The sequence below is a fragment of the Thermomonas mangrovi genome (genome assembly GCF_028201335.1).
GTDB classification, from domain to species: Bacteria; Pseudomonadota; Gammaproteobacteria; order Xanthomonadales; family Xanthomonadaceae; genus Thermomonas; species Thermomonas mangrovi.
On record NZ_JAPEVV010000002.1, the window covers coordinates 524,781 to 549,700 of the forward strand.

Consider the following 24,920-nt stretch of genomic DNA (forward strand, 5'->3'; position numbering starts at 1 on the left):
CGCACGCACGATGTCGATCTTCCGCAATGCCCGTTTCCACAACGCCCGCACCCGTTTCGCCGGCTTCACCGCACCCCGCCGCCCGCGCCACCGCATCCTGCGAGTGGTACTCGGCGTGGTCGGCGTCGGCCTGCTGCTGACCTTGCTGTTCGTCAGCGTGTTCGTCGGCATCGCGATGCTCGGGGCCGGCATGCTCTGGCGCCTGTGGAAGCAGCGCAACCAGCCGCTGTTCGTGCGCGGCGCCGCGATCGACGGCGATTTCCGCGTGGTGGGCAAGGCGCACCTGCCGCTGGCGCGCTGAGTGGACGCGGCCGCCGCCGGCGACCTGGTCGCCGCTCCCGCGATCCCGCGCCTTCCCGTCCGCGACCTGGCCGGGCGCCTGCTCGGCACCTTCCCGGTCCGGCGCATCTACTGCGTCGGCCGCAACTTCGCCGACCACGCGCGCGAGATGGGCGCGGCCGCGCCCGCATCGAAGGCGGAACGCGGAACGCCGGTGTTCTTCATGAAGCCCGCCGACGCGATCGTGGTCGACGGCGAGGTGGCCTACCCGCCCGGCACCCGCGACCTGCACCATGAAGTCGAACTGGTGGTCGCGCTCGGCCATGACGCACCGCCGGGCGCGTTGCCCGTCGCCGATGCTGCACGGCTGGTGGTCGCCTGCGGCGTGGGACTGGACCTCACCCGCCGCGACCTGCAGGCCGCGGCGAAAGCCAAGGGCCTACCCTGGGACACCGGCAAGGGCTTCGACCAGTCGGCGCCGGTCGGCGCGCTGGTGCCGATCGACGCAGCCGGCGAGCTGGCCCGCCTGCCGCTGTCGCTGGACGTCAACGGCGAGCGCCGCCAGCAGTCCAGCCTGGACCAGCTGATCTGGGACGTGCCGGAGATCCTGCACGAACTGTCGAAGCTGTATGCCCTGCGCGCCGGCGACCTGGTGTTCATGGGGACGCCTGCGGGGGTCGCCGCGCTGCAGCCCGGCGACCGCTTCCATGCCCGCCTCGGCGACATCGCCGAATGCCGCGGACGCATCCTGCCCGCCGCGGTGTAGGCTGTCGGCCATCCCACCCGACGCCTCAGGAGCCACCATGGGCATGATGACCGAGTTCAAGGAATTCGCGATGCGCGGCAACGTGATCGACCTCGCCGTGGGCGTGGTGATCGGCGCCGCGTTCGGCAAGATCGTGACCGCGCTGGTCGACAAGGTGATCATGCCGCCGCTGGGCCTGCTGATCGGCGGCGTGGACTTCGCCAAGCTCGGCATCGTGCTCAAGGAAGCGACGGTGGATGCCGCCGGCAAGGAGGTGCCCGCGGTGGTGCTGGCCTACGGCGAGTTCATCAATGCCATCGTGCAGTTCGTGATCGTGGCGTTCGCGATCTTCCTGGTGGTCAAGGCGATCAACCGCCTGCACAAGAAGCCTGCCGAGGCGCCGGCGGCGACGCCGGAGGACACCCTCCTCCTGCGCGAGATCCGCGACGCCCTGCGCAAGTAACGCGCCGACTTCCAGCACATCCGACACGAAGCCGCGGGTCGTACACTCGCGGCTTCGTCGTTTCCGGGACCCACCGATGCGCCACGCCCTGCTTGCCCTCGCCCTCGCGGCCACCCTCGCCCTGCCGGCCGGTGCGCGCGAGCCCACGCGCATCCACGACAGCGCGATGGCGCAGGCCGCCAACTTGCGCACCCAGGCACTGGCCGACGACACCGGCTGGCGCGTGCTGGAATCGCTGACCACCGAAGTCGGCCCGCGCTTGGCCGGCAGCGAGGCCGATGCCCGCGCGGTGGCATGGGCGAAGGCGAAGTTTCAGGCGCTCGGCTACGACAAGGTGTGGACCGAACCGGTCACCTTCCCGAAGTGGGAGCGCCGCGCCGAATCCGCGCGCGTGCTCGGCGCGCATGCGCAAGCGCTGCACCTCACCGCGCTCGGCGGCAGCCCGGGCGGCAAGGTCGAGGCCGAGGTCGTGCGCTTCCCGACCCTGGAGGCGCTGCAGCAGGCGGCCCCGGGTTCGCTCGCCGGCAAGATCGCCTTCATCGACTACCGGATGGAGCGCAAGCGCGATGGCAGCGGCTACGGGCCGGGTTCGCGGGTGCGCAGCGGCGGACCCTCGGCGGCGATCCGCGCCGGCGCGATCGCTTACCTGATGCGTTCGGCCGGCACCGATTCGCACCGCAATCCGCATACCGGGATCACCCGCTTCGACGAGGGGCTGGCGCCGATCCCGTCGGCGGCGCTATCCGCGCCGGATGCCGACCAGCTCGCACGGCTGGTGGCGCTCGGCCCGACCCGCGTCGCGCTGGTGCTCGACTGCGGCTGGAACGGCACGTACACCTCGCAGAACGTGATCGGCGAGATCACCGGGCGCAGCCGGCCCGGCGAAGTGGTGGTGATCGGCGGGCACCTGGATTCGTGGGACCTCGGCACCGGGGCGATCGACGATGGCGCCGGCGTCGCGATCACCATGGCCGCAGGCCACCTCGTCGGGCGCCTGCCGAAGGCGCAACGACCGGCGCGCACGCTGCGCGTCGTCGCCTTCGCCAACGAAGAGCAGGGGCTGTGGGGCGGGCGCGCGTATGCCGAGGCGCATGCCGCCGACCTGCGCAAGCACCAGATCGGCGCCGAGAGCGACTTCGGCGCCGGACGCATCTATGCCTTCGCCGCCAAGGTGCCCGCGCATGCGGAAGCCGCGGTCGCGCGCATCGCCGAGGCGCTGGCGCCGTTGGGGATCGCGCATGTTGCGGACGGCGAGGGCTGCGGTCCCGACCTGTCGCCGTTCAATGCGGTGGGCATGGCCTGCGCGGGGCTGGCCCAGGATGGCACCGACTACTTCGACCTGCACCACACCCCGGACGACACCCTCGACAAGGTGGACCCGCAGGCGCTCGCGCAGAACGTCGCCGCCTACGCCGTGTTCGCCTACCTCGCGGCGGATGCGGAAGGCGATTTCGGCAGCGCGCCGAAGGCGGCGGACAAGTGAGCCGCTAACCGCAGGCGTGGCGCACGCCGCGAACGGATCTGCGCGACAAGGCGATCGCGCACCGCGGCGCTCCTACAGGGAGCCCCTGCTGCGCCACGCGGCCAGCAGCACCGCGGTCGCGGCGGCCACGTTGAGGCTTTCCACCGCGCCGGTGCCGGGGATCGACAACCGCAGGTCGCAGGCGGCGGCCAGCGACGGCGACATGCCCTCGCCCTCCGCGCCCATGACGTAGACCAGGCGCGCGGGCAGCCGCGCGGCGAACAGGTCCTCGCCGCCGCGCACCACCGTCGCCGCCAGGGTGAAGCCGGCGCCGCGCAGTTGCGCGAGGCTGTTGTCCTCGCGGCCAAGGCGCACGAACGGCACCGCCTCCGCACCGCCTTCCGCGACCCGCGCGGCCGCGCCGGACAGCGCCAACGTCGACGCCTTGGGCAACAGCACCGCGGACACCCCGAAATGCGCCGCGCTGCGCAGGATCGCGCCCAGGTTGTGCGGGTTGCCCACGCCATCCAGCCATAGCGCGCAGCATGGACCGTCGGGCAGGTCGCGCAGCCAGCTCGACAGCGCGAGCGGCGCCTCGCGCACGACGTCGGCGACCACGCCTTCGTGGTGCGCGCTGCCGGCGAGCTTGTGCAGGTCGGCCTCGGCGACCACGCGATAGCCGATGCGCTGCGCCACGCACCACTTCAGCACGGGCTGCAACTGGGGGATGCGCGATTCGGCGAGGTAGAGCTTGCGCAGCGCCGACGGCCGGCGGGCGAACATCGCGCGCACCGCGTTCAGCCCGTGCAGGCGCAGTTCCTCGTCGCGCCGCGGATGCGCCGGCGCGGCATCGTCCATGGCCGGCGCTGAATCGGCGCGGGGCGGGCGCGGTCGGGCGCCGGGGGCCGGCGCGCGCGGCTTCCAGGGCGATTCGCGGTCACGCATGGCCGCCCACCTGCGGGGTCTCCGCCTCGAGCGCGTCGAGCCGGTGCACGAGTTCCTCCGGCGAGCGCGTGTAGCGCGCCAGCGCGGCGTAGAAGGCCGGCACCACGAACAGCGACAACAGCGTCGAGAACGCCACGCCGAAGATCACCACGATGCCGATGGTCGCGCGACTGGCCGAGCCCGGGCCGCCAAACACCACCAGCGGCACCGCGCCCATCACCGTCGCGATCGAGGTCATCAGGATCGGGCGCAGGCGCACGCCAGCCGCTTCGACGATCGCCTCGTGGATGGCCCGGCCTTCGTCGCGCAACTGGTTGGCGAACTCCACGATCAGGATGCCGTTCTTGGCCGCCAGGCCCACCAGCATCACGATGCCGATCTGCGAGAACAGGTTGACCGTGCCGCCCGTCGCCCACAGGCCCAGCAGCGCGCCGAGTACCCCCAGCGGCACCGTGAGCATGATCACCAGCGGGTGCAGGAAGCTCTCGAACTGCGCGGCTAGCGCGAGATAGACGATCAGCAGCGCCAGCGCGAAAGTCACCAGCACTTCGCCGCCGGACTGCTGCAACTCGCGCGACTCGCCCTTCCACGAGACCTGCGCGTAGTCCGGCAGGTTGTCGCGCGCGGCCTGCTGCGCCCAGGCCACCGCCTCGCCCAGCGGGTAACCTTCGGCGAGGCGTGCGGTCAGGGTGATCGAACGCAATCGGTTGAAGCGGTTGAAGGTGCCGGGCTCGGCGACCTCCCTCAGGCTGACCAGGTTCGACAGCGGCACCAGGCTGCCGTTGCGCGCACGCACCTGCAGCGCGGCGAGGTCGGCCACCGACGCGCGCCCGCCGCGGTCGGCCTGCAGCATCACGTCGTACTCCTCGCCGTTGTCGACGAAGGTGGTGACGCGGCGCCCGCCCATCATCGTCTCCAGCGCGGTGCCCACCGCCGTCGCCGAGACGCCGAGGTCCGCCGCGCGCTCGCGGTCGACCACCACGCGCATCTGCGGGCGGGTTTCCTTGTAGTCGGAATCGGCGCCGATGAAGCCCGGGTTCTCCGCCATCTTCGCCAGCAGGATGTCGCGCCATTGCGCGAGCTCGCGGTAGTCCGGCCCGCCCAGCACCATCTGGAACGGCTGCCCGCGGGTGCGCACCAGCCCGCCGCCCACCTGGGTGCGCACGCGCACGCCGCTCAGGCCGGAGAACTTCTTCTCGAGTTCCGACGCCACCTCGGCGGTGGTCTGCTCGCGCTGGTCCCAGGGCTGCAGGAAGATCATCGCGCGCCCGGTGTGCATTTCCTCGCTGGCGCCGAAGCTGCCGGGGACGCGCGGGTTGGCGCGCAGGATCGGCTTGTCGGGCCCGATCTCGCCGGCCAGGATTTTCTCGACCTGCTGCATCTGCCGCACGGTGTAGTCGAAGCCCGCGCCCTCGGGGCCCTCCATCACCATCTGGAAGGTGCCGCGGTCCTCCGCCGGCGCCAGCTCGGTGGGCAGCGCGCGGAACAGCAGGACCAGCGCGACCAGCGCGGCCACCATCAGCCCGGCGAACAGCCACAGCCGGTGCACGTGGCGGTCCAGCACCCCGCGGTAGCCCAGCGACAGTCGCTGGAAGCGCGCGTTGATCCATTCGCTGAGGCGGTTGCCGTGCACCGCGTGCGGCCCGGTGTGCGGGCGCAGCAGCTTGGAGGCCATCATCGGCGTCAGCGTCAGCGCGACGAACGCGGAGATCGCCACCGCCGCCGCCAGCACGACCGACAACTCGCGGAACAGGCGGCCGGTGTTGCCCTGCAGGAAACCGACCGGCAGGAACACCGCGACCAGCACCGCCGTGGTCGCGATGACCGCGAACGCCACCTGCGCGGTGCCGCGCCGCGCGGCGACCAGCGCCGGCTCGCCAAGGTCGACGCGACGCTGGATGTTCTCCACCACCACGATCGCGTCGTCCACCACCAGGCCGATGCACAGCACCAGCGCCAGCAGGGTCAGCAGGTTGATCGAGAAGCCGAAGGCGTACAGCGCGATGAACGAGGCGATCACGCAGACCGGCACCGTGACCGCGGGGATCAGCGCGGCGCGCACGCTGCCGAGGAACAGCCAGATCACCAGCAGCACCAGCACGATCGCCTCCACCAGCGTCTCGTACACGCGGTCGACCGCGGCCGAGATGAAGGTGGTGCTGTCGTAGGCCACGTAGACGTCGCTGCCCTTGGGCAGGGTGGCGCGGATGCGTTCCGCCTCGGCCTTGGCCTCTTCCGCCACGTCCAGGCTATTGGCGGTGGAGGTCTTGACGATGCCGATGCCCATCGCCGGCTCGCCGTTGCTTTGGTAGTACGCGCGCCGCTCGGCGGATTCCAGCGCCACCCGCGCCACGTCCCCGAGCTTGACCACGTAGCCGTCCGCGCCCTTGCCGACCGGCATCGCCGCGAACGCGTCCGGGGTCGTGTAGTCGCGCGCCACGCGCAGGATGAAGTCGCGGTCGGTGGATTCCAGGCGGCCTGCGCCGAGCTCGACGTTCTCCGCGCGCAGGGCGGATTCCACGTCGCCGGCGGTCAGCCCGCGCGCGGCCAGCTTGTCGGCGTCCAGCCACACCCGCATCGCGTAGCGCTGGCTGCCGCCCATGCGCACCTGGGCGACGCCCTCGAGGCTGGAGAAGCGGTCGACCAGGTAGCGCTGCGCGTAGTCGGCCAGCTGCAGCAGGTCCATGCTTTCCGAGCGCAGGTTGAACCAGATGATCGGGTCGGAGTCGCTCTCGACCTTGCTGATCTCCGGCGGATCGGCCTCTTCCGGCATGCGGTCGGCGACGCGGCTCACCGCGTTGCGGACGTCGTTGGCCGCCGCCTCGATGTCGCGCGTGGCGTAGAACTCGATGCTGATCCGCGAGGCGCCGTTCTGGCTGCTGGAATCGATGGTGTTGATGCCCTCGATGCCGGCCAGCGCGTCCTCCAGGGTCTGGGTGATGCGGGTCTCCACCACGCTGGCGGATGCGCCGGGATAGTCGACCTGCACCGAGACCACCGGCGGGTCGATCGCCGGCAATTCGCGCAAGGTGAGGCGCAGGAACGACATCACGCCCAGCACGATGAGCAACAAACTCATCACCACGGCCAGCACCGGCCGCTTGATCGAGAGGTCGGAAAGCTTCATCGCTTACTTCGCCGCCGGTGCGTCGACGGCTGCGGCGCCCTCGCGGACCTTGGCGCCCGGCTGCAGCTTGCCGGTGCCCTCGACCACGATGCGATCGCCCGCGGCGATGCCGGCCTTCAGCATCGCCTTTCCGGGGATGCGCCCGCCAACTTCCACGTCCGCCTTCTCCACGCTGCCGTCCGGCTTGACCCGCCAGACGAAGGTCTCGGTGCCCACCTGCTGCACGGCGATCTCCGGCACCACCAGCGCCGGGCGGGTGGCGCGCACCACCGACACTTCCACCAGCATGCCCGGCTTCAGCAGGCCGTCGGCGTTGGCGAAGTCGGCGCGCACCGTGGCCGCGCGCGAGCCGGCATCGAGGCGGGCGGACACGGTCTCGACGGTGCCCTCGAAGCGCTGCCCGGGATAGGCCGCGACCGTGCCCGACACCGCCTGCCCGGGCCCGACGCCAGCGAGGTCGGTTTCCGGCACCGGGAAATCCACATACACGCGGGCGACGTCGTCGAGGGTGGCGATCGCCGTGCCCGGGGTCACCAGCGCGCCCGGGCTCACCTGGCGGATGCCGAGCACGCCGGCGAACGGCGCTCGGATCACCCGGTCGGCGAGGTTCGCGCGGACCTGCGCGACCTGGGCGCGGGCGGCGTCGCGGGTGGCGCGCTGCGCATCCAGCGAGGCACGCGCGACCAGTTGCTGCCGCGCGAGCTGCTCCTGCCGTTGGTACAACTGCTCGGCCTCCTTCAGCGCCGCCTCGGCGGACGCCAGCAGGGCCTGCTGCTGCTGGCCGCTGAGGGTGACCAGCGGCGCCCCGCGCCCGACGGCCTGCCCGCTCTCGAAGTGGACCTGCTGCACGGTCTCGCTGACCTTGGCGGTGACCGTCACCGCCTCGCGCGCACGCACGGTGCCGAGCGCGCGCAGCGCATCGGTCCAGTCCTGCTCGCGCACCAATTCGGAGGTCACCGGGACCGGGCCATTCCCGCGTCCGCCCGGGCCACCCTGCGGACCGGGTGAGCCGCCCTTGCCGCAGGCGACGAGCACGAGGAGCAGGCACGGGACGAGGCTGGCGCGGCGGAACGGGGCGTGCGTCATGGAGCGGCTCGAAGCAGGGGTTCCCGATTCTAGCGGGATGCGCGTGCAGGCCCCCGTGCCATCGGCTGGGCGGCGCGTTGCAGGCGCGCCGTCAACGCGCGGCGCGGCAGCGCGTTACCCAGCGCGATTCAGCCGGCGAAGGCGAGCCAGGCCATCCCGGCGGCGGCGGACAGCGCCACCAGCAGCCAGCGCATTTCGCCGGGGCGGTCGCCCATCGCCACCGTGGGCTGGCGCTTGCCGGGCACGAGGTTCGGGCCCGGTCGCCCCACCGATTCCACCCGCGCCTTCGCCGCGACCTCGCGGATCGCCTGCCTCGCATCGGCCGTGGCCGGCGCGGCATTGCCGCCACGGGCGCGGGCCTGCGCTTCCGCGTACTCGCGGGCGTGCGCCTCGAGCGCGCGCTTGGTTGCCTGCAGGTCGAGGCCACCGGCCTGCCGGATCGCCCGGATCGCCGAGATCCAGTCGCCGCGCTGCAGGGCGGCGACGGCATCCGGCGGCAAGGGAGGCTTGGCGGTGGTCATCTTCCGCTCCGGGGCGTGGTCACGGCAGCATACGCCGCGCACGACCCATGCGCAGACGCCGGCGCGAGGCCGGCGTCGCGCATTCCACCGCACAGGCTGGGACTCGCCCAGGCCCTCGCGCATGGCGCTCGGGCGTTCGCGCCCGCAGCCGTTGCCGGATGGCAACGGCTAAGCGCGGTCACTCACCCCATTGCCCCAGCGCGGCCAGGCCGTTGGCCTTCGCGCGCTCGAACACGGTCTGCTGCGCCTTCGCGTAGTTGCCCTGCATGTCCTGCGCCCACAGCTTCAGCGCGGCCTGCTGCATGGCGCGACCGTAGGAGAACGACAGCGGCCACGGGTTCGGGCCCATGCGGTTCATCGCGTCGAGGTGCGCGGTGGCGTCCTCGTCGCTCTGGCCGCCGGAGAGGAACACGATGCCCGGCAGGATCGCCGGCACCGCCGACTTCAGGCACATCAGGGTGGACTCGGCCACTTCCTCGACGCTCGCCTGCTCCTCGCAGCCCTTGCCCGGCACGACCATCGAGGCCTTCAGGATGGTGCCTTCCAGCATCACGTTCTGGTTGTAGAGCGCATCGAAGAGCGCGCGCAGGGTGACCTCGGTGACCTCGTAGCAGGTCTCGATGTCGTGGTCGCCGTCCATCAACACCTCCGGCTCCACCATCGGCACCAGGCCCTGCTCCTGGCACAGCGCCGCGTAGCGCGCCAGCGCGTGGGCATTGGCCTCGATGCAGGTGCCGGACGGGATGTCCTCGCCGATGTTGATGACCGCGCGCCACTTCGCGAAGCGGGCGCCGAGCTTGTAGTACTCGGCGAGGCGATCGCGCAGGCCATCCAGGCCCTCGGTCACCAGCTCGCCGGGGAAGCCGGCCAGCGCATGCGTGCCCTTGTCGACCTTGATGCCCGGGATCATCCCGTGGTCGGCCATGTACCTGGCGAACGGGATGCCGTCGCGGGTGGACTGGCGGATGGTTTCGTCGAACAGGATCGCGCCGGACAGGTACTGGTTCGCGTTCGGCGCGGTCAGCAGCAGCTCGCGGTAGGCGCGGCGGTTCTCTTCGGTGTTCTCGATGCCAACGCCGGCGAACCGCTTGGCGCAGGTCCCGGAGGATTCATCGATGGCGATGATGCCCTTGCCCGGCGCGACCATCGCGCGGGCGGTTTCGGCGAGTTGTTCGATGCTCATGTGTGGCCCATGCCGGCTCGAGGGAAGCCGGCATTATATCGGGCCGGCAGGCTCAAGGCTTCGGCGGCGGCGTGGGCCGTGGCGCCGGGATCGGCTTGGGCGCCGTGGCTTCGTTGCTGGCGCGCCGCAGCGCCCAGTATTTCTGCTCCATCAGCGGGTCGATCTCGAGCTGCGCGAAGATGCCGCGGCTCATCTTGCGGCCCATCCGCGGGTCGTTCCGCAATTCGAGCAGGTGCATCTGCAAGCTGGGGATCGCGCAGTTCCCGCGCAATTCGGCGCTGGGCCGATCGGAAAACACGAAGGTCGCGACGGTGTAGACCGGCTTGGGATCGGCGACCTCCGGCTTGGGCGCGAAGCGCCACTGCGACAGCGCGGCGGAAGCGTAGCGGGCGAACGTCCCCCAGTACGCATCGCCATCGCCCGCCGGCTTGGTGGATGCCCAGCTCTTGAGCATCGAGAATTCCGACGTGGTGCCGTCCTTGCCGATCAGGTAACCCACCGCGACGCACACATCCGCCTTGTTCGCCGCATGCTCCGGCGGGTAGGGCGGGACCACGAGCTGGGTGCCCGGCGCGAGGTTCCACGCATCGCGGATCCCGCCCTCGTCCTTGACCTTGATCCGCTCGCCGGCGGACGCCTGCGCCGCCGCCAGCAGGCAGCCCAGTCCCACCACCCACATCCCTGTCCTGCGCATCCCGCATCCTCCCCGTGGCCTTGGCCCTGATCCTAGCACCGGGACTCGGGGCGACGTGACGCCATCCCGTTCACAATTCCCCCAATCCCTCGGCATGGCCGTCCTGCCCCACCTGCAGCAGGCGCAGCGTGTTGGTCGCGCCGCGGGTTTCCATGTGCTCGCCGCTGGTGAAGACCACGCGGTCGCCCGGGTGCAGCAGGTCGGCGTCGACCAGCAGGCGGATGCTGCCGCGCGCGGCCTCGCGCGGGGTCTGCCCGCGGCTGTCGTAGTCCATCGGGAACACGTCGCGCATCAGCGCCATCTTGCGGCGCGCCGGCGCATGGCGCGAGAACGCGAAGATCGGTACCGTCGAGCGGAAGCGCGACAGGAAGCGCGCGGTCCCGCCGGACTCGGTCATCGCCACCACGCCGCGCACGCCGATGTGCTCGGACAGGAACATGGTGGCCATCGCGATCGCCTGGTCGGCACGCTCAAGTCCGCGCGGGGCCGCCTCGAAATCGGTGTCGGCGATGAACTGCTTCTCCGCGCCCACGCAGATCCGCGCCATCGCCTCGACCGCCTTCACCGGCCAGCTGCCGGCCGCGCTTTCCTGCGACAGCATCACCGCGTCGGTGCCGTCGATCACCGCGTTGGCGACGTCCAGCACTTCCGCGCGGGTGGGGATCGGGCTGTCGACCATCGACTGCAGCATCTGCGTCGCGGTGATCACGACCTTCTCGCGCGCCACCGCCTCGCGGATGATCTTCTTCTGCAGGCCGGGCAGTTCGGCGTCGCCGATCTCCACGCCCAGGTCGCCGCGCGCGACCATCACCACGTCGCTGGCGTCCACGATCTCGGCAAGGTGCTCGATCGCCTCCGCGCGCTCGATCTTCGCCACCAGCGCCGCGCTGCTGCCATGCGCCCTGGCGACCCGGCGCGCCTCGTGCATGTCGTCGGCATTGCGGCAGAACGACACCGCGATGAAGTCCACGTCCATGCCCGCCGCGATCGCGATCAACTCGCGATCCTTCTCGGTGATCGCGCCGAGCGACAAGCCGCCGCCCTGCTTGTTGAGCCCCTTGCGGTTCGAGAGGAAGCAGTCGTTGAGGACGGTGGTGACGATCCGCTCGCCCTGCACCGCCGTCACCTGCAGCTGGACCACGCCGTCGTCGAGCAGCAGCACGTCGCCCGGCGCCACGTCGCCCGGCAGTTCGAGGTAACTGACCCCGACCTGGGTGGCATCGCCGAGCGGCGCGCCCAGGCTCGCGACCAGGTCGAATCGGTTGCCCGCCTTCAACGCGACCTTGCCCTCGGCGAAGGTCTCCACGCGGATCTTCGGTCCGGGCAGGTCGGCGAGGATGCCCACCTCGCGGCCGATCCGTTGCGCCATCGCCCGCACCGCTTCGCCGCGCGCCACCTGCGCCGATGGATCGCCGTGCGAGAAGTTGAGCCGCACCACGTCCACGCCGGCCCTGAGCACCGCCTCGAGCACGTCGGGCGGGTCGGTGGCCGGGCCGAGGGTGGCGACGATGCGGGTGCGGCGGCGGTGTTCGGACATGCGCAAGGGCTCCAGTGGAGCCCGCACGCTAGCATGCCGCGATGGCGCTGCGCCGCCGCGGCGGGTTGGAAACGTTGTCAGCCCGCGCGCGCCGCGAGCGCGGCGACCGCCGGCAGGGTCTTGCCTTCCAGGAATTCGAGGAAGGCGCCACCACCGGTCGAGATGTACGAGACCTGGTCCTCGATCCCGTACTTGTCCACAGCAGCCAGCGTGTCGCCGCCGCCGGCGATGGAGAACGCGGGCGAATCGGCGATCGCGCGCGCAATCGCTTCGGTGCCGTGGCCGAAGGCATCGAACTCGAACACGCCGACCGGCCCGTTCCAGACCACGGTGCCCGCCTTGGCGATCAACGCGGCGTAGGCCCGTGCGGTCCCTGGGCCGATGTCCAGGATCATGTCGTCGGCGCCGACCTCGTCGATGCGCCGGGTGCTCGCGGGCGCATCGGCGGCGAACGCAGGCGCCACCACCACGTCCACCGGCAGCGGGATGTCCGCGCCGCGCGCCTTGGCGTCGGCCATGATCTGCCTGGCGGTGTCGACCAGGTCCATCTCCACCAGCGACTTGCCCACGCCGTGGCCCATCGCGGCGATGAAGGTATTGGCGATGCCGCCGCCCACGATCAGTTGGTCGACCTTGCCGACCAGCGACGACAGCAGTTCCAGCTTGGTGCTGACCTTGCTGCCGGCGACGATCGCCAGCAACGGACGCGCCGGCTGCTCCAGCGCCTTCGCCAGCGCATCCAGTTCCGCCATCAGCAGCGGGCCGCCGGCCGCCTGCGCGGCGAAGCGGATCGCGCCATGCGTGGAGGCCTGCGCGCGGTGCGCGGTGCCGAACGCGTCCATCACGAACACGTCGCACAGCGCGGCGTACTTGCGCGACAGGACTTCGTCGTCCTTGCCTTCGCCGACGTTCATGCGGCAGTTCTCGAGCAGCACCAGCTGGCCGGGCTGCACGTCCACGCCGTCCAGGTAGTCGCGCACCAGGGGCACGTCGAAGCCGAGCAGCTCGGACAGTCGCGCGGCCACCGGCGCGAGCGAGTCGGCCTCGCTCCAGCTGCCTTCCTTCGGGCGGCCGAGGTGGGACGTCACCATCACCGCGGCGCCCTTGGCCAACGCAAGCTTGATGGTCGGGATGGATGCGGTGATGCGCTGGTCGGAGGTGACCTTGCCGTCGGCCACCGGCACGTTGAGGTCCTGGCGGATCAGCACGCGCTTGCCGGCGAGGTCGAGCTCGGTCATGCGGAGGATGGACATGGCGTTTCCCTGGATGCGTGGGCGGAAAAAGGAAGCCCCGCGCGCGGCGGGGCTTCATCGACGTGGCGGGCGCTTATTTCGCCGCGACCACCTTGACCATCTCGAGGCACTTGTTGCTGTAGCCCCACTCGTTGTCGTACCAGCTGACCAGCTTGACGAAGGTCGGGTCCAGCGCGATACCGGCCTCGGCGTCGAAGATGCTGGTGCGCGCGTCGCCGCGGAAGTCGGTGGCGACCACCTTCTCTTCGGTGTAGCCGAGGATGCCCTTCAGCGCGCCCTCGGACTGCGCCTTCATCTCCGCGCAGATCTCGGCGTAGGTCGCCGGGTTCTCCAGTTCCACGGTCAGGTCGACCACGGAGACGTCGCTGGTCGGCACGCGGAAGCTCATGCCGGTCAGCTTGCCCTTCAGCGCCGGCAGCACCACGCCAACCGCCTTGGCCGCGCCGGTGGACGACGGGATGATGTTCTCGAGGATGCCGCGCCCACCGCGCCAGTCCTTGTTGGACGGGCCGTCGACGGTCTTCTGCGTGGCGGTGGCCGCGTGCACGGTGGTCATCAGGCCGCGCTTGATGCCCCACTTGTCGTTCAGCACCTTGGCCAGCGGGGCCAGGCAATTGGTGGTGCAGCTGGCGTTGCTGATGATCGGCTCGCCGGCGTAGGTCTTGCAGTTCACGCCATGCACGAACATCGGGGTGTCGTCCTTCGACGGCGCCGACATGATCACCTTCTTCGCACCGGCATCGAGGTGCTTCTGCGCGCCCTCCTTGGTGAGGAAGATGCCGGTGGACTCGATCACGACGTCGGCCCCGACTTCGTCCCACTTGAGGTTGGCCGGGTCCTTCTCCGCGGTCAGGCGGATGGTCTTGCCGTTGACGACCAGGTGTCCGCCCTCGACCGACACCTCGCCCTTGAAACGGCCATGCACGGAGTCGTAGCGCAGCATGTAGGCCAGGTAGTCCGGCTCCAGCAGGTCGTTGATGCCGACGATCTCGATGTCGTCGCCGAAGTTCTGAACGGCCGCGCGGAAGACGCAGCGCCCGATGCGGCCGAAACCATTGATGCCGACCTTGATGGCCATGGGAAGCTCCTGCTGGAAGGGTTCGCGGATGCCACCATTCTACCCGCGCACGGGGGTGCGACGGGATTTCGCCCGGATTTGATCGTGGTCAAGAACGCGGCGTGCGGAGGGGCGGAGACTTGCCGCCAGTTGAAACGGAAGGCCACTGGAGCCCCCAAATGAAACTTGTCCGCTATGCCCTCGCCGCTTCCCTCGCCCTGGCCGCGATGCCCGCCTTCGCCCAGTCCGCCGGCCATTGGACCCTCGGCGTCGGCGTCCACAACGTCGACCCGAAGAGCGACAACGGCACCCTGACCGCCACCCCGCTGGGCAACCTGAAGATGGACGTCGGCAGCAATGCCCGCCCGACCATCACCGGCGAATACTTCCTGAAGGACAACCTGGGCGTCGAGATCCTCGCCGCGCTGCCGTTCCAGCACGACATCAACGTGGTCGGCGTCGGCAAGGTCGGCTCCACCAAGCACCTGCCGCCGACGGTGTCGCTGCAATACCACTTCGGCCAGGGCAAGGTCCGCCCGTTCGTCGGCCTGGGCCTGAACTACACCACGTTCTTCAGCACCAAGACCGAAGGCGCGATCGACGGCACCAACCTCGACCTCTCCAATTCGTGGGGCCTTGCCGGCCACATCGGCGTGGACTTCCAGGTCAGCGAGAAGGGCGCGATCCGCATCGACTACCGCAAGATCGACATCGACACCGACGTCAAGCTCAACGGCGCCAAGCTGGGCACCAAGAACACGGTGAACATCGATCCGTCGGTCTACGGCATCGCCTACGTGATGCACTTCTGATCGAGACCGGATCCGGTTCCCTCCGCGGGCCGTGGCGGGCTATCCTGCCCCCATGGCCCGTTTTCTTTCGTCTTCCCCCAAGTCCCGGGCTGTGCTGCTCGGCCTGTGCCTGTTCGCCGTCATCCCGGTCGCATGGGCCTGGGGTGGGCTCGGCCATCGCATGGTCGGCGCGCTCGCGGAACGCCACCTGGACCCGAAGGCCAAGGCCGAGGTCGCGCGCCTGCTGGCGGGCGAGCCCGATCCCACCCTCGCCGGCGTGGCCAACTGGGCCGACGACCTGCGCAACACCGACCCGGATCGCTTCAAGGCCACCTCGCGCTGGCACTACATCAACGCCGAGGGCGGCGGCTGCGGCTTCGACGAGGCCCGCGACTGCCCGGACGGCAACTGCGTGGTGTCAGCGATCGAGCGGCAGCGCGCGATCCTGGCCGACCGCAGCCAACCGCTCGCGGCGCGACGCGACGCGCTGAAGTTCATCGTCCACTTCGTCGGCGACGCCCACCAGCCGATGCATGCCGGCGACCGCGACGATGCCGGCGGCAACCGCTTCCAGGTCAGCCTGCGCACGCCGATCGAGCCCGAGGCCTACGCCCGCAAGGACTACGTCGACGGCGTGATGGGCACCAACCTGCACTCGATCTGGGATTACTACATCCTGCGCACCCGCGGGCTCGACCTGGCGGCCTACTCGGACCGGCTTGATGCCCTGCCCTGGCCGTCCTACCCGGCGCCCTCCGCGCATGACGTGATGCCGATGGCCTGGGCCAAGGAGTCCTGCCGGTTGATCGAGGCGCGCGGCCTCTACCCGGCCACGCACACGATGGACCATGGCTACCTCGACGCCCAACGGCCGCTGGCGGAGCAGCGCATTCGCCAGGCCGCTTGGCGGCTGGCCCAGGTGCTGAACCAGGCGCTGGGCTGAACGCCCCCGCGACTCAGGAGGCGTCGGCGGCGGGCGACAACTCGTCGAACGCGCGCAAGGCTTCCGACGCGTAGATCATCGACGGCCCCGCGCCCATGTAGATCGCCATCGACAGGGTCTCGAGCATTTCCGCACGGCTGGCGCCGGCGCGGATCGCCGCCTTGGCGTGGAAGCCGATGCAGCCATCGCAGCGCACCGCGACCGAGATCGCGGTGGCGATCAACTCCTTGGTCTTGGTGTCGAGCGCGCCGGGCTTGAGCGCCTCGCGGGCGAGCCCGGAAAAGGCGCGCATCGGCTCGGGCGCGCCGGCGCGCAGCGCGGTGATCGCGGCATTGAGGTCGTCGATGAGGTCGGGGAAGGATGGGCTCACGGTAGCGTCCAGTGGGGGGAATCAAAGGTGCTGGCGGGTCCAGCGCACGATGTCGGCGGCGCCCATCGCGCCGGCCTGGCGCGCGATTTCCCGGCCTTGCTTGAACAAGACGAGGCTGGGGATGCTGCGGATCCCGAAGCGGCCACCCAGCGCCGGTTGCGCCTCGGTGTCGACCTTGGCCAGGCGGACTTGCGGCTCGAGCTGCGCGGCCGCGGCCTCGAACTGTGGCGCCATCATCCGGCAGGGCCCGCACCACGGCGCCCAGAAGTCCACCAAGACCGGCAGGTCGGCGCGCGCGACATGCGCATCGAAGCCGGCCGCATCCAGCGCGACCGGCTTGGCGACGAACAGCGGCGCGTGGCATTGGCCGCAGGCAGGCGCCTCGGCCAGGCGCGCCGGCGGCACCCGGTTGCGAGCGTTGCAGTGCGGGCAGGCGATGATCAGGGATGCGTCCATCGAAACCTCGTGTGCGTGCGGGAAGCACGATCGGCGCGGGCGCGCGACCGTGCTCAGATCTCCTCGTCCGGCCCGTAGGGGAAGCGCGAGTGGCCGAACCGCACCACCAGCACCGCGATCGCCAGCACCAGGATCGCCCCGGCGCCGGCCAGCAGCGACATCGGCGCGGTCAGCGAGGTGTCGGTCATCATGTGCCGGGCCACGCCGACCATCGCGATGTACAGCGGCATGCGCACGGACATCTTGCCCTTGCGCCAGTACATCCCGACCAGCGCCACCATCTCCAGGTACATGAACAGCAGCAGCAGGTCGACGATGTCGACCTTGCCCTTGCCGAACATGTGCTGCACCTCGGCGACCATCGCCACCAGGGTGGCGGCCAGGATCACCATCAGGCCGAGGCGCTCGATCACGCGGATGCCCCAGCCCACGGAGTGGACGGGACGCTTCAACAACGGCTTGGCCTGGTCGTGCATCGGATCCCCCTGTGGGTGACGTGCGGACGTCGTGCGTCAGCCGGCGCCGCCGGGCAGGTAACGCTGGCCGTCGGCGTCGATGACGGACACCTCCACCGCCATCCCGTCGCGCACGCTCTGGGTGACGATGCAGAACTGCTCGAACTGCGCGAGCACGCGGTCGAAGTGCTCCAGCGCGGCGGCCTTGTCGGCCAGGGTGATGACGACCTCGGCGCGCGGGATCCGCCAGCGCCCCTCCGCGTTGCGCTCCTTGCGCGCGGTGATCTCGGCACGAATCGGGCCGGGGCTGTTCTTGAACTTGCGCAGGGCGAACACCAGGCTGGCCGACAGGCAGTTGGCGACGCCGGCCAGCAGCAGCGCAGAGGGATTCGGGCCGGTGCCGCCGCCGAGCGGCGCGGGTTCGTCGGTGTGCAGCGCGTCCAGCGTGGTGCCGTCGAAGCTGACCTTGAAGGCGTATGCGCCCTCCTGCTCCAGGACCAGGCGGATGCCGTCGGTGTCGCTCATCGGGGTGCTCCTTGCGTCGGATCGTCAGGGGGCGGCGGGGACTTCGACCCAAAGGGCCCCGCGCAGGTCGCCGGCGTCGAAGCCGGTCGCGGCATCATCGGGATAGTGGCGTCGCAGCGCCGTCGTGGTCTCCGGCGACAGCGCCTTGCCATGGCAGGCCAGGCATACCGGCTCGACCGCGATGCCGCGCATCATCCGCAGGGAGACGCCCGCGGGCAGCGCGCGTGTGTCGACGCGGACCAAGTCGGCCGGCGCGGTGCCCGCGGCGACTTGGGCCTTGAGTGCGTCCAGGCCCTCGGCCTGCCAGGGGGTTGCGGCATTGGCGCGGTTGCGGGTGCGCCCGTCGACCGCCACCCGGCCCACGCGCACGCCATGCGTCGCGCCGACCCGCGCGGCGATCTTCGGTGCTTCGTCGTGGCAGAAGCCGATCGCCGCCGGCGTCCCGCCCTGCGCGAGTTGCGCGGCCAGGGCGGCCTTGAGCGTGGTGCTGAAGTCCTTCGCCGCGGCCTGCGCGCGCGCCTTGGCGTCCGGCGCCGGGGCAGCCGCCGCAGCGGCGAGCGTGGTCGCCTGTGGCGGCGTGCTGCCGCAGGCGGCCAGCGCGGCAACGACGGGCAGTGACAAGAGGCGGCGGATCATGCGGCGGACTCCTTGCGTGCGTCGTGCTGGCGCAGCACGAAATACAGCAGCGGGATGACGACCAGGGTGAGGATGGTGCTGACGAAGATGCCGAAGATCAACGAGATCGCCAGGCCGTTGAAGATCGGGTCATCGAGGATGAAGAAGGCGCCGAGCATGGCCGCCAGGCCGGTCAGCGCGATGGGCTTGGCGCGCACCGCGCAGGCATCGATCGTGGCCTTGGCGAGCGGCACGCCGCGCGCGGTCTCCTGGTTGATGAAGTCCACCAGCAGGATCGAGTTGCGGACGATGATGCCGGCCAGCGCGATCATGCCGATCATGCTGGTGGCGGTGAACTGCGCGCCCAGCAGCGCATGCCCCGGCATCACCCCGATCACGGTCAGCGGGATCGGCGCCATGATCACCAGCGGCACGAGGTAGCTGCGGAACTGGGCGACCACCAGCAGGTAGATCAGCACCATACCCGCGGCGTAGGCGATGCCCATGTCGCGGAAGGTCTCGTAGGTGATCTGCCACTCGCCGTCCCACTTCACCGCGTAGCCGCTGGTGTCGGTGGGCTGGGCGATGAAGGCCTGCGCCAGCGACTGCCCGTCGACCTTGGTGTCGCCGAGCTTGCCGACGATCGAGAACATGCCGTACAGCGGGCTGTCGAGCGCGCCGGCCTCGTCGGCCATCACGTAGGCGACCGGCAGGCCATCCTTGTGGTGGATCGCGCCATCCCAATGGCCCCGCTCCACCCGGACCAGTTCCGAGAGCGGCACCAGCTGGCCCTGCCCGCCGCGTACCCGTACCGCGAGCAGCGCCTGCAGCGAGGCCTGGTCCTGCGCCGGCAGGCGCAGGCGCACCGGCCGCGGATACTTCGAACGCCCGTCCTGCATGAAGGTGGCATCGCTGCCCGCGACCGCCATCGCGATCGCGTCGGCCACCGTGGCCTGCGGCACGCCGAGGCGCGCGGCGCGCTCGCGGTCCAGCACCAGGGTCTCGCGCGGCGCATCGGCCTCGACGCTGGTGTCGATGTCGACGATGCCCTCGGTGCCGGCGAACAGGCCGGAGGCCAGGCCGCGGGCGATCCGCCGCTGGCCGGCGTAGTCCGGGCCGTAGACCTCGGCGACCAGCGGCGACAGCACCGGCGGCCCCGGCGGCACTTCGACCACCTTGACCGAGGCCCCGTGGCGCTTGCCGATCGCGGCGAGCGCCGGGCGCATGGCACGCGCGATCTCGTGGCTCTTGCGGTCGCGATGGTGCTTGTCGACCAGGTTCACCTGCAGGTCGCCGACATTGCTGCCGCTGCGCAGGAAGTACTGGCGGACCAGCCCATTGAAGTTGATCGGCGCGGCGGTGCCGGCATAGCCCTGGTAATCCAGCACTTCCGGGATCGCGTCCACTTCCGCGGCCAGTTCACCGAGCAAGGCGTTGGTCTGCTCGAGGGTGCTGCCTTCGGGCATGTCGACCACCACCTGCACTTCCGACTTGTTGTCGAACGGCAGCATCTTCAGCACCACCAGCTCGAACACCGCCAGCGACGCCGCCAGCAGCACCAGCCCGCCCATCGAGGCGAACAGCAGGCCGCGCTTGCGGCCGGCACCGGCGCCGGCGATGAACGGGGTCATCACCCGCCCGAACAGGCGGTGCAGCCAACCTTGCTGTTGCTCCTCGTGGACGTGGTCGACGGCGGCATCGTGGCCGTGCCGGCCCAGCAACTTCAGCGACAACCACGGGGTGACCACCAGCGCGATCAGCAGCGAGAGCAGCATGCCGACCGAGGCGTTGATCGGGATCGGTCGCATGTACGGACCCATCAGGCCCGACACGAAGGCCATCGGCATCAGCGCCGCGATCACGGTGAAGGTGGCGAGGATGGTCGGCCCGCCGACTTCGTCCACCGCCGGCGGGATCACCTCGCGCAGGCTGCGCTTGCGGCCGTCGGGCCCCGGGATGGCGAGGTGGCGATGGATGTTCTCGACCACCACGATGGCGTCGTCGACCAGGATGCCGATCGAGAAGATCAGCGCGAACAGCGACACCCGGTTCAGGGTGAAGCCCATCACGTGCGAGGCGAACAGGGTCACCGCGAGGGTCAGCACCACCGCGCTGCCGACCACGATGGCCTCGCGCCAGCCCAGCGCGAACAGCACCAGCAGCACCACAGAGGCGGTCGCGAACACCAGCTTCTGGATCAGCTTCTGCGCCTTGTCGGCGGCGGTCTGGCCGTAGTCGCGGGTGATCGTGGCGTGCACGCCGTCGGGGATCACCTCGCCCTGCAATTGCGCCAGCCGGCGCGACACTGCCCGGGTGATGTCGGAGGCGTTGGTACCTGGCTTCTTGGCGATGGCGATGGTGACCGCCGGCGCCACCCCGGCCTTCGGGCCGTCGCGCCCGGCCGGCGCGCCATGCCAGGCATAGCGGCTGGCGAGGTCGCCGCGCAGTTCGATCGCGGCAACGTCGGACAGCAGCAGCGGCTTGCCGCCGTTGCTGCCGACCACCAGCGAGGCGACCTCGTCGGCGGAGGACAGGAAGCGGCCCGCGGTCACCGGCACCGCGCCCGCGGCGGTCACCCGCTCGCCGGCCTGGTGGACCACGTTGGCCGCGCGCAGCGCCTGCATCAGGTCGGCCGGCGACGACTGGTAGGCAGCGAGCCTGGCGGCATCCAGGGTCACCAGCACGCTGCGGTCCGGCGCGCCGATCGTGTACACGTCGCGCGTCCCGGGGATGCGCTTGACCTCGGCTTCCAGGGTGTGGGCCACTTCGGCGAGGCGGGTCGCGTCGGTCGCGGGATCGTCGCTCCACAGCGTCACCGCCATCACCGGCACATCGTCGATGCCCTTCGGCTTGACGATCGGCGTGCCCACCCCGAAGCCCGGCGGCAGCCAGTCCTGGTTCGAATACACCTGGTTGTACAGGCGCACCAGCGCCGGCTGGCGATCGACGCCGACTTCGTACTCCACGGTCACGATCGACATGCCCGGGCGGCTGATCGAGTACACGTGCTTGATGCCCTCGATCTCCGAGAGCTTCTGTTCCAGCGGCACGGACACGAGTTGCTCGACGTCGCGCGCGCTGGCGCCATCGAACGGCACGATGACGTTGGCCATCGTCACGTCGATCTGCGGCTCCTCCTCGCGCGGCGTGATCGCCACCGCCAGCAGGCCGAGCAGCAGGCCCATGATCGCCAGGATCGGGGTCAGCGGGTTGGCCTGGAAGGCCGCCGCCAACCGCCCGGAGATGCCCAGGCGCGGCGTCGCGAGGGGCTCAGTCATGCGCGCCTTCCGCCGCCTTGCGCCGCGCGGCCAACGCCTGCACCGCCGCGACCGGGTCGCGCACCACGCGATCGCCCGGGCGCAGCCCGCTGATCACCTCGACGCTGTCGCCGGCATGCGCCCCCAGGCGCAACTGGCGCAGCACGATGCGGCCGTCCTGCTGGACGTACACGCCGCTGAGTTCGCCGCGCTGGGCGACAGCGGACGCGGGGATGCGCAGGGGCATCGCCGTCCCGCCGTCGGCGGCGCCGACGTCGGCATCGAACACCACCTTCGCCGTGGTCCCGGGCGCGGGCGGCGGGTCCAGGTCCGGCAGGCGGACGCGCACGTTGACGCTGTGGCTGGCCGGGTCGGCGGCCGGGAACACCACCACTTCGGCCGGGACCACCTCGCGGCCACCGGGCAGCAGCACCCTGGCCCGCGGATCGCGGCGGATCGCCTCGGCGCGGCTCTGCGGCACCAGCACCTCGATGCGCAGTTCACGCGGCGCGTACACGCGCATCAACGGCTGGCCGGGGGCGACGGTCTCGCCGGGCTCCACCTCGCGCGCCGCCACGATCCCCGCGAACGGCGCGCGCACCACGGTGTACGCGGCCTGCTGCGCGGCCTGCGCGACCTGCGCGCGCGCGGCATCGCGCGCGGCGGCCGCCGCATCGCGGGCGGCGCGGGCCTGGTCGATCTGCGCCTTCGACACGTACTGGCCACCGGCCAGCGCGGCGTAGCGCTTGTAGTTCTGCTCGGCTTCCGCGGCCGAGGCCTCCGCGGCGCGCAGTTGCGCGCGCGCGGTGTTGGCGCCCGCCTCCTGCTCCACCGCGGTGATCCGCAGCAGCACGGTGCCGGCGGCCACCGCATCGTTCACGTCGACCTCGACGGCGGACGCGCGGCCCGCGGTCTGCGCGCTCAGGTCGGCGCTGCGCACGGCCTCGACCACGCCGTCCCAGCCGCGCCCCGGCATGCCGGCACCGGCCTCGACCTGGAATGTCGGCAGTTCCGGCATGGGCGGCGCCTGCGCCGGATCGCCCGCGCCGCAAGCCGCCAGCGCGAGCGCCAGCAGCGACGGCAGCACGGTCTTACTTGAACGCACAGCCGCCTCCGGGCACGCCCAGCTTCTTGAAGATCATCGCCGCCGGGCAGAAGCCGGTGAGGCTGGCCTGCAGCATGTTGAGGCCGATGAACGCGGTGAACAGCAGCCACCAGGGCGAGACGAAATGCACCAGCAGCACGCTGGCCAAAATCATCACGCCGGCGAACGCCATCACGGCACGATCGAGGTTCATGGGAAAACTCCTTCGGAATTGAACGAATCGGGGCAGGGCCGCCGCCGGTGGGGAGGGGTACCGGCGACGGCCCGACCCGTCATTTGGAGGGCACGCGCTTGACGTCCTTCAGGCGCTCGATGCCGAGCAGGCCGAGGATGTGCTTTTCGTAGATCGGCTCGCTGGTGCCGTTGCGCATCTTGTAGAGGAAGTACTTCTCGAAGCCGATCTTGGCCAGGTGCACCCACTTGCCGATCTTGGTCCAGGTCACGTTGCGCGGCGGGATCTGCGGCAGCGCCACGAAGGCCGCGCCGGTATCGCCCATGTCGGCCAGGCAGACCGCGTTCCAGGTGCCCTCGAAGTCGGGCGTCTCGCCCTTCAGCTCGGCCTGGATGTTGCGCACGATGGTGGTGACCATCGACTCGATCATGAAGCCGGTCTTCGGTGCACCCGTGGGCACCGGCGTCGCTTCCACCGGCGGGATCGCCACGCACACGCCGGCCGAGAAGATCTTCGGGTACTTCGGGCTGCGCTGGTGCTTGTCCACGATCACGAAGCCACGCGGGTTGCACAGGCCTTCGACCGCAGCCACCGCGTCGACGCCCTTGAACGCCGGCAGCAGCATCGAGAACTTGAACGGCACCACCTGCGGATCCAGCGGCTGGCCCTTCGCGTCGTGGGGGACGACGGTCATCTCGCCCTCGCGGACCTCGGCGACCTTGGCGTTCTCGATCCACTTGATGTGGCGCTGGCGCATCTCCGATTCCATCAGGCCCTTGGAATCGCCGACGCCGCCCAGGCCCATGTGGCCGATGTAAGGCTCGCTGGTGACGAAGGTGATCGGCACCCGGTCGCGGATCCTGCGCTTGCGCAGGTCGGCGTCGAGGATCATCACGAACTCGTACGCCGGGCCGAAGCAGCTGGCGCCCTGTACCGCGCCGATGACGATCGGGCCGGGGTTCTCGACGAACTGCTGGTAGGCCTGCCAGGCGTGCTCGGCATGCGGGGTGGTGCACACCGACTGGGTGAAGCCGCCGTCCGGGCCGGTGCCGGGCACTTCCTCGAACGCCAGCCGCGGCCCGGTGCAGATCATCAGGTAGTCGTAGGGAATGCGCTCGCCGGCGCCGGTGACCACCGCGTCGCCTGCCGCGTCGATACGCTCGACCCCGTCGCCGTTGAACGTGATCCCGTGCTTGCCGACGTGGTCGCCGACCTTGAGGGTGATCTCGTCCGGCCTGCGCCAACCCACCGCCAGCCATGGGTTGGAGGGCGTGAAACTGAACCGCTCGCCCTTGCCGATGAGCACGATGTCATGCCCCTTGCCCAGGGTCTCGCGGAGCTCGTAGGCGGCGCTCATGCCGCCCAGGCCCGCACCCACCACCACGATCCTTGCCATTTGCCTGTCCCTCCCGGGGATGTCCGACGGTGCTGGATTCAATATTAGATTTGTCTTATATTAGTGTCAACTGATATTTAGGAGTACCCCATGTCGACCCCTTGCTCCGTGTCCGACCTCGTGGCGGAAGCGCGCCGGCAGATTCGCGAAGTCGATCCCAGGACCTTCGCCGAAGCCCCGGGCGGCGCCATCGTGATCGACGTGCGCGAACCCGCCGAATTCGAGACCGGCCACATCCCCGGATCCATCAACATCCCGCGTGGCGTGCTGGAGTTCCAGGTCGATGCGCACCCCGCCGTCGCGCATGTCAGCGACCCCGCGCTGTCGCACAAGGAGCGCGCGCTCGTCGTGGTCTGCCGCACCGGTGGCCGCGCCGCGCTCTCGGCCCTGAGCCTGCAACGACTCGGTTTCGCCGACGTGCGCTCGATCGCCGGCGGCGTGGTCGCGTGGGGCGAAGCGGGCCTGCCGCTGGTGGTACGTTAG

At 70.6% G+C, this 24,920-nt stretch carries 25 protein-coding genes; 7 read left to right on the forward strand and 18 right to left on the reverse strand.

What is annotated here, in order from left to right:
• Window positions 1-10 precede the first annotated feature (10 nt).
• From ON759_RS06235 to ON759_RS06250, 4 genes are all read left to right on the forward strand, one after another.
• Complete coding sequence (locus tag ON759_RS06235; protein ID WP_271679490.1) at window positions 11-301, forward strand: hypothetical protein; 291 nt, start codon at window positions 11-13, stop codon at window positions 299-301.
• On the forward strand, window positions 302-1,045 hold the full coding sequence (locus tag ON759_RS06240) for a fumarylacetoacetate hydrolase family protein (protein WP_271679491.1): 744 nt from the start codon (window positions 302-304) through the stop codon (window positions 1,043-1,045). It begins immediately after the preceding gene.
• 37 nt (window positions 1,046-1,082) lie between these two features.
• Window positions 1,083-1,487, forward strand: coding sequence for a large-conductance mechanosensitive channel protein MscL (gene mscL, locus ON759_RS06245; RefSeq protein ID WP_271679492.1), 405 nt, complete (start codon window positions 1,083-1,085; stop codon window positions 1,485-1,487).
• 76 nt (window positions 1,488-1,563) lie between these two features.
• On the forward strand, window positions 1,564-2,970 hold the full coding sequence (locus ON759_RS06250) for a M28 family peptidase (RefSeq protein WP_271679493.1): 1,407 nt from the start codon (window positions 1,564-1,566) through the stop codon (window positions 2,968-2,970).
• Window positions 2,971-3,042: 72 nt separating this feature from the next.
• Here the strand turns inward: ON759_RS06250 and ON759_RS06255 are convergent, their stop codons facing one another.
• The 9 genes from ON759_RS06255 to gap all read right to left on the reverse strand — a co-directional run bounded on the left by ON759_RS06255 (window position 3,043) and on the right by gap (window position 14,373).
• Entirely contained in the window at window positions 3,043-3,894 is an 852-nt protein-coding gene (locus ON759_RS06255; RefSeq protein ID WP_271679494.1) for a TrmH family RNA methyltransferase, read from the reverse strand.
• A complete protein-coding gene (locus ON759_RS06260; protein ID WP_271679495.1) occupies window positions 3,887-7,021 on the reverse strand; it encodes an efflux RND transporter permease subunit in 3,135 nt (1,044 codons plus the stop codon). The genes ON759_RS06255 and ON759_RS06260 overlap by 8 nt, the downstream gene beginning before the upstream one ends.
• A gap of 3 nt (window positions 7,022-7,024) precedes the next feature.
• Window positions 7,025-8,107, reverse strand: a complete 1,083-nt coding sequence (locus ON759_RS06265; RefSeq protein ID WP_271679496.1) for an efflux RND transporter periplasmic adaptor subunit — start codon at window positions 8,105-8,107, stop codon at window positions 7,025-7,027.
• Between the two features lie 128 nt (window positions 8,108-8,235).
• A complete protein-coding gene (locus ON759_RS06270; protein ID WP_271679497.1) occupies window positions 8,236-8,628 on the reverse strand; it encodes a hypothetical protein in 393 nt (130 codons plus the stop codon).
• Window positions 8,629-8,806: 178 nt separating this feature from the next.
• Window positions 8,807-9,811, reverse strand: coding sequence for a class I fructose-bisphosphate aldolase (locus ON759_RS06275; RefSeq protein ID WP_271679498.1), 1,005 nt, complete (start codon window positions 9,809-9,811; stop codon window positions 8,807-8,809).
• 52 nt (window positions 9,812-9,863) lie between these two features.
• Entirely contained in the window at window positions 9,864-10,505 is a 642-nt protein-coding gene (locus ON759_RS06280) for an energy transducer TonB (protein ID WP_271679499.1), read from the reverse strand.
• A 70-nt stretch (window positions 10,506-10,575) separates the two neighbouring features.
• Window positions 10,576-12,042, reverse strand: coding sequence for a pyruvate kinase (pyk, locus tag ON759_RS06285; protein WP_271679500.1), 1,467 nt, complete (start codon window positions 12,040-12,042; stop codon window positions 10,576-10,578).
• 77 nt (window positions 12,043-12,119) lie between these two features.
• Window positions 12,120-13,295, reverse strand: coding sequence for a phosphoglycerate kinase (locus ON759_RS06290; protein WP_271679501.1), 1,176 nt, complete (start codon window positions 13,293-13,295; stop codon window positions 12,120-12,122).
• 73 nt (window positions 13,296-13,368) lie between these two features.
• Window positions 13,369-14,373, reverse strand: coding sequence for a type I glyceraldehyde-3-phosphate dehydrogenase (gap, locus tag ON759_RS06295; protein WP_271679502.1), 1,005 nt, complete (start codon window positions 14,371-14,373; stop codon window positions 13,369-13,371).
• A gap of 158 nt (window positions 14,374-14,531) precedes the next feature.
• Between gap and ON759_RS06300 the strand changes: the two genes are divergently transcribed.
• Both ON759_RS06300 and ON759_RS06305 read left to right on the forward strand, forming a co-directional pair.
• Window positions 14,532-15,164, forward strand: coding sequence for an OmpW/AlkL family protein (locus tag ON759_RS06300; RefSeq protein WP_271679503.1), 633 nt, complete (start codon window positions 14,532-14,534; stop codon window positions 15,162-15,164).
• A gap of 52 nt (window positions 15,165-15,216) precedes the next feature.
• The gene (locus ON759_RS06305) at window positions 15,217-16,086 is read left to right on the forward strand and encodes a S1/P1 nuclease (RefSeq protein WP_271679504.1); all 870 of its coding nucleotides are present in this window, start codon (window positions 15,217-15,219) and stop codon (window positions 16,084-16,086) included.
• Window positions 16,087-16,099: 13 nt separating this feature from the next.
• On the opposite strand, the gene ON759_RS06310 is transcribed toward ON759_RS06305, so the two are convergent.
• From ON759_RS06310 to ON759_RS06350, 9 genes are all read right to left on the reverse strand, one after another.
• Window positions 16,100-16,456, reverse strand: coding sequence for a carboxymuconolactone decarboxylase family protein (locus ON759_RS06310; protein WP_271679505.1), 357 nt, complete (start codon window positions 16,454-16,456; stop codon window positions 16,100-16,102).
• 21 nt (window positions 16,457-16,477) lie between these two features.
• Complete coding sequence (trxC, locus tag ON759_RS06315; protein ID WP_271679506.1) at window positions 16,478-16,912, reverse strand: thioredoxin TrxC; 435 nt, start codon at window positions 16,910-16,912, stop codon at window positions 16,478-16,480.
• 53 nt (window positions 16,913-16,965) lie between these two features.
• Window positions 16,966-17,388, reverse strand: a complete 423-nt coding sequence (locus ON759_RS06320; protein ID WP_271679507.1) for a phosphate-starvation-inducible PsiE family protein — start codon at window positions 17,386-17,388, stop codon at window positions 16,966-16,968.
• Window positions 17,389-17,424: 36 nt separating this feature from the next.
• The gene (locus ON759_RS06325; RefSeq protein WP_271679508.1) at window positions 17,425-17,892 is read right to left on the reverse strand and encodes an OsmC family protein; all 468 of its coding nucleotides are present in this window, start codon (window positions 17,890-17,892) and stop codon (window positions 17,425-17,427) included.
• A gap of 24 nt (window positions 17,893-17,916) precedes the next feature.
• Window positions 17,917-18,528 (reverse strand): c-type heme family protein, encoded by a 612-nt coding sequence (locus ON759_RS06330; RefSeq protein ID WP_271679509.1) that lies wholly within the window; start codon window positions 18,526-18,528, stop codon window positions 17,917-17,919.
• The gene (locus tag ON759_RS06335; protein ID WP_271679510.1) at window positions 18,525-21,785 is read right to left on the reverse strand and encodes an efflux RND transporter permease subunit; all 3,261 of its coding nucleotides are present in this window, start codon (window positions 21,783-21,785) and stop codon (window positions 18,525-18,527) included. Before ON759_RS06335 ends, ON759_RS06330 begins: the two co-directional genes overlap by 4 nt.
• On the reverse strand, window positions 21,778-22,869 hold the full coding sequence (locus tag ON759_RS06340) for an efflux RND transporter periplasmic adaptor subunit (protein ID WP_271679511.1): 1,092 nt from the start codon (window positions 22,867-22,869) through the stop codon (window positions 21,778-21,780). The genes ON759_RS06335 and ON759_RS06340 overlap by 8 nt, the downstream gene beginning before the upstream one ends.
• Window positions 22,856-23,062 (reverse strand): YgaP family membrane protein, encoded by a 207-nt coding sequence (locus ON759_RS06345; protein ID WP_271679512.1) that lies wholly within the window; start codon window positions 23,060-23,062, stop codon window positions 22,856-22,858. Before ON759_RS06345 ends, ON759_RS06340 begins: the two co-directional genes overlap by 14 nt.
• Before the next feature lie 79 nt (window positions 23,063-23,141).
• Window positions 23,142-24,437, reverse strand: a complete 1,296-nt coding sequence (locus tag ON759_RS06350) for an NAD(P)/FAD-dependent oxidoreductase (protein ID WP_271679513.1) — start codon at window positions 24,435-24,437, stop codon at window positions 23,142-23,144.
• 90 nt (window positions 24,438-24,527) lie between these two features.
• Between ON759_RS06350 and ON759_RS06355 the strand changes: the two genes are divergently transcribed.
• Window positions 24,528-24,920: a rhodanese-like domain-containing protein gene (locus ON759_RS06355; protein WP_271679514.1), complete on the forward strand. Its 393-nt coding sequence runs from the start codon at window positions 24,528-24,530 to the stop codon at window positions 24,918-24,920.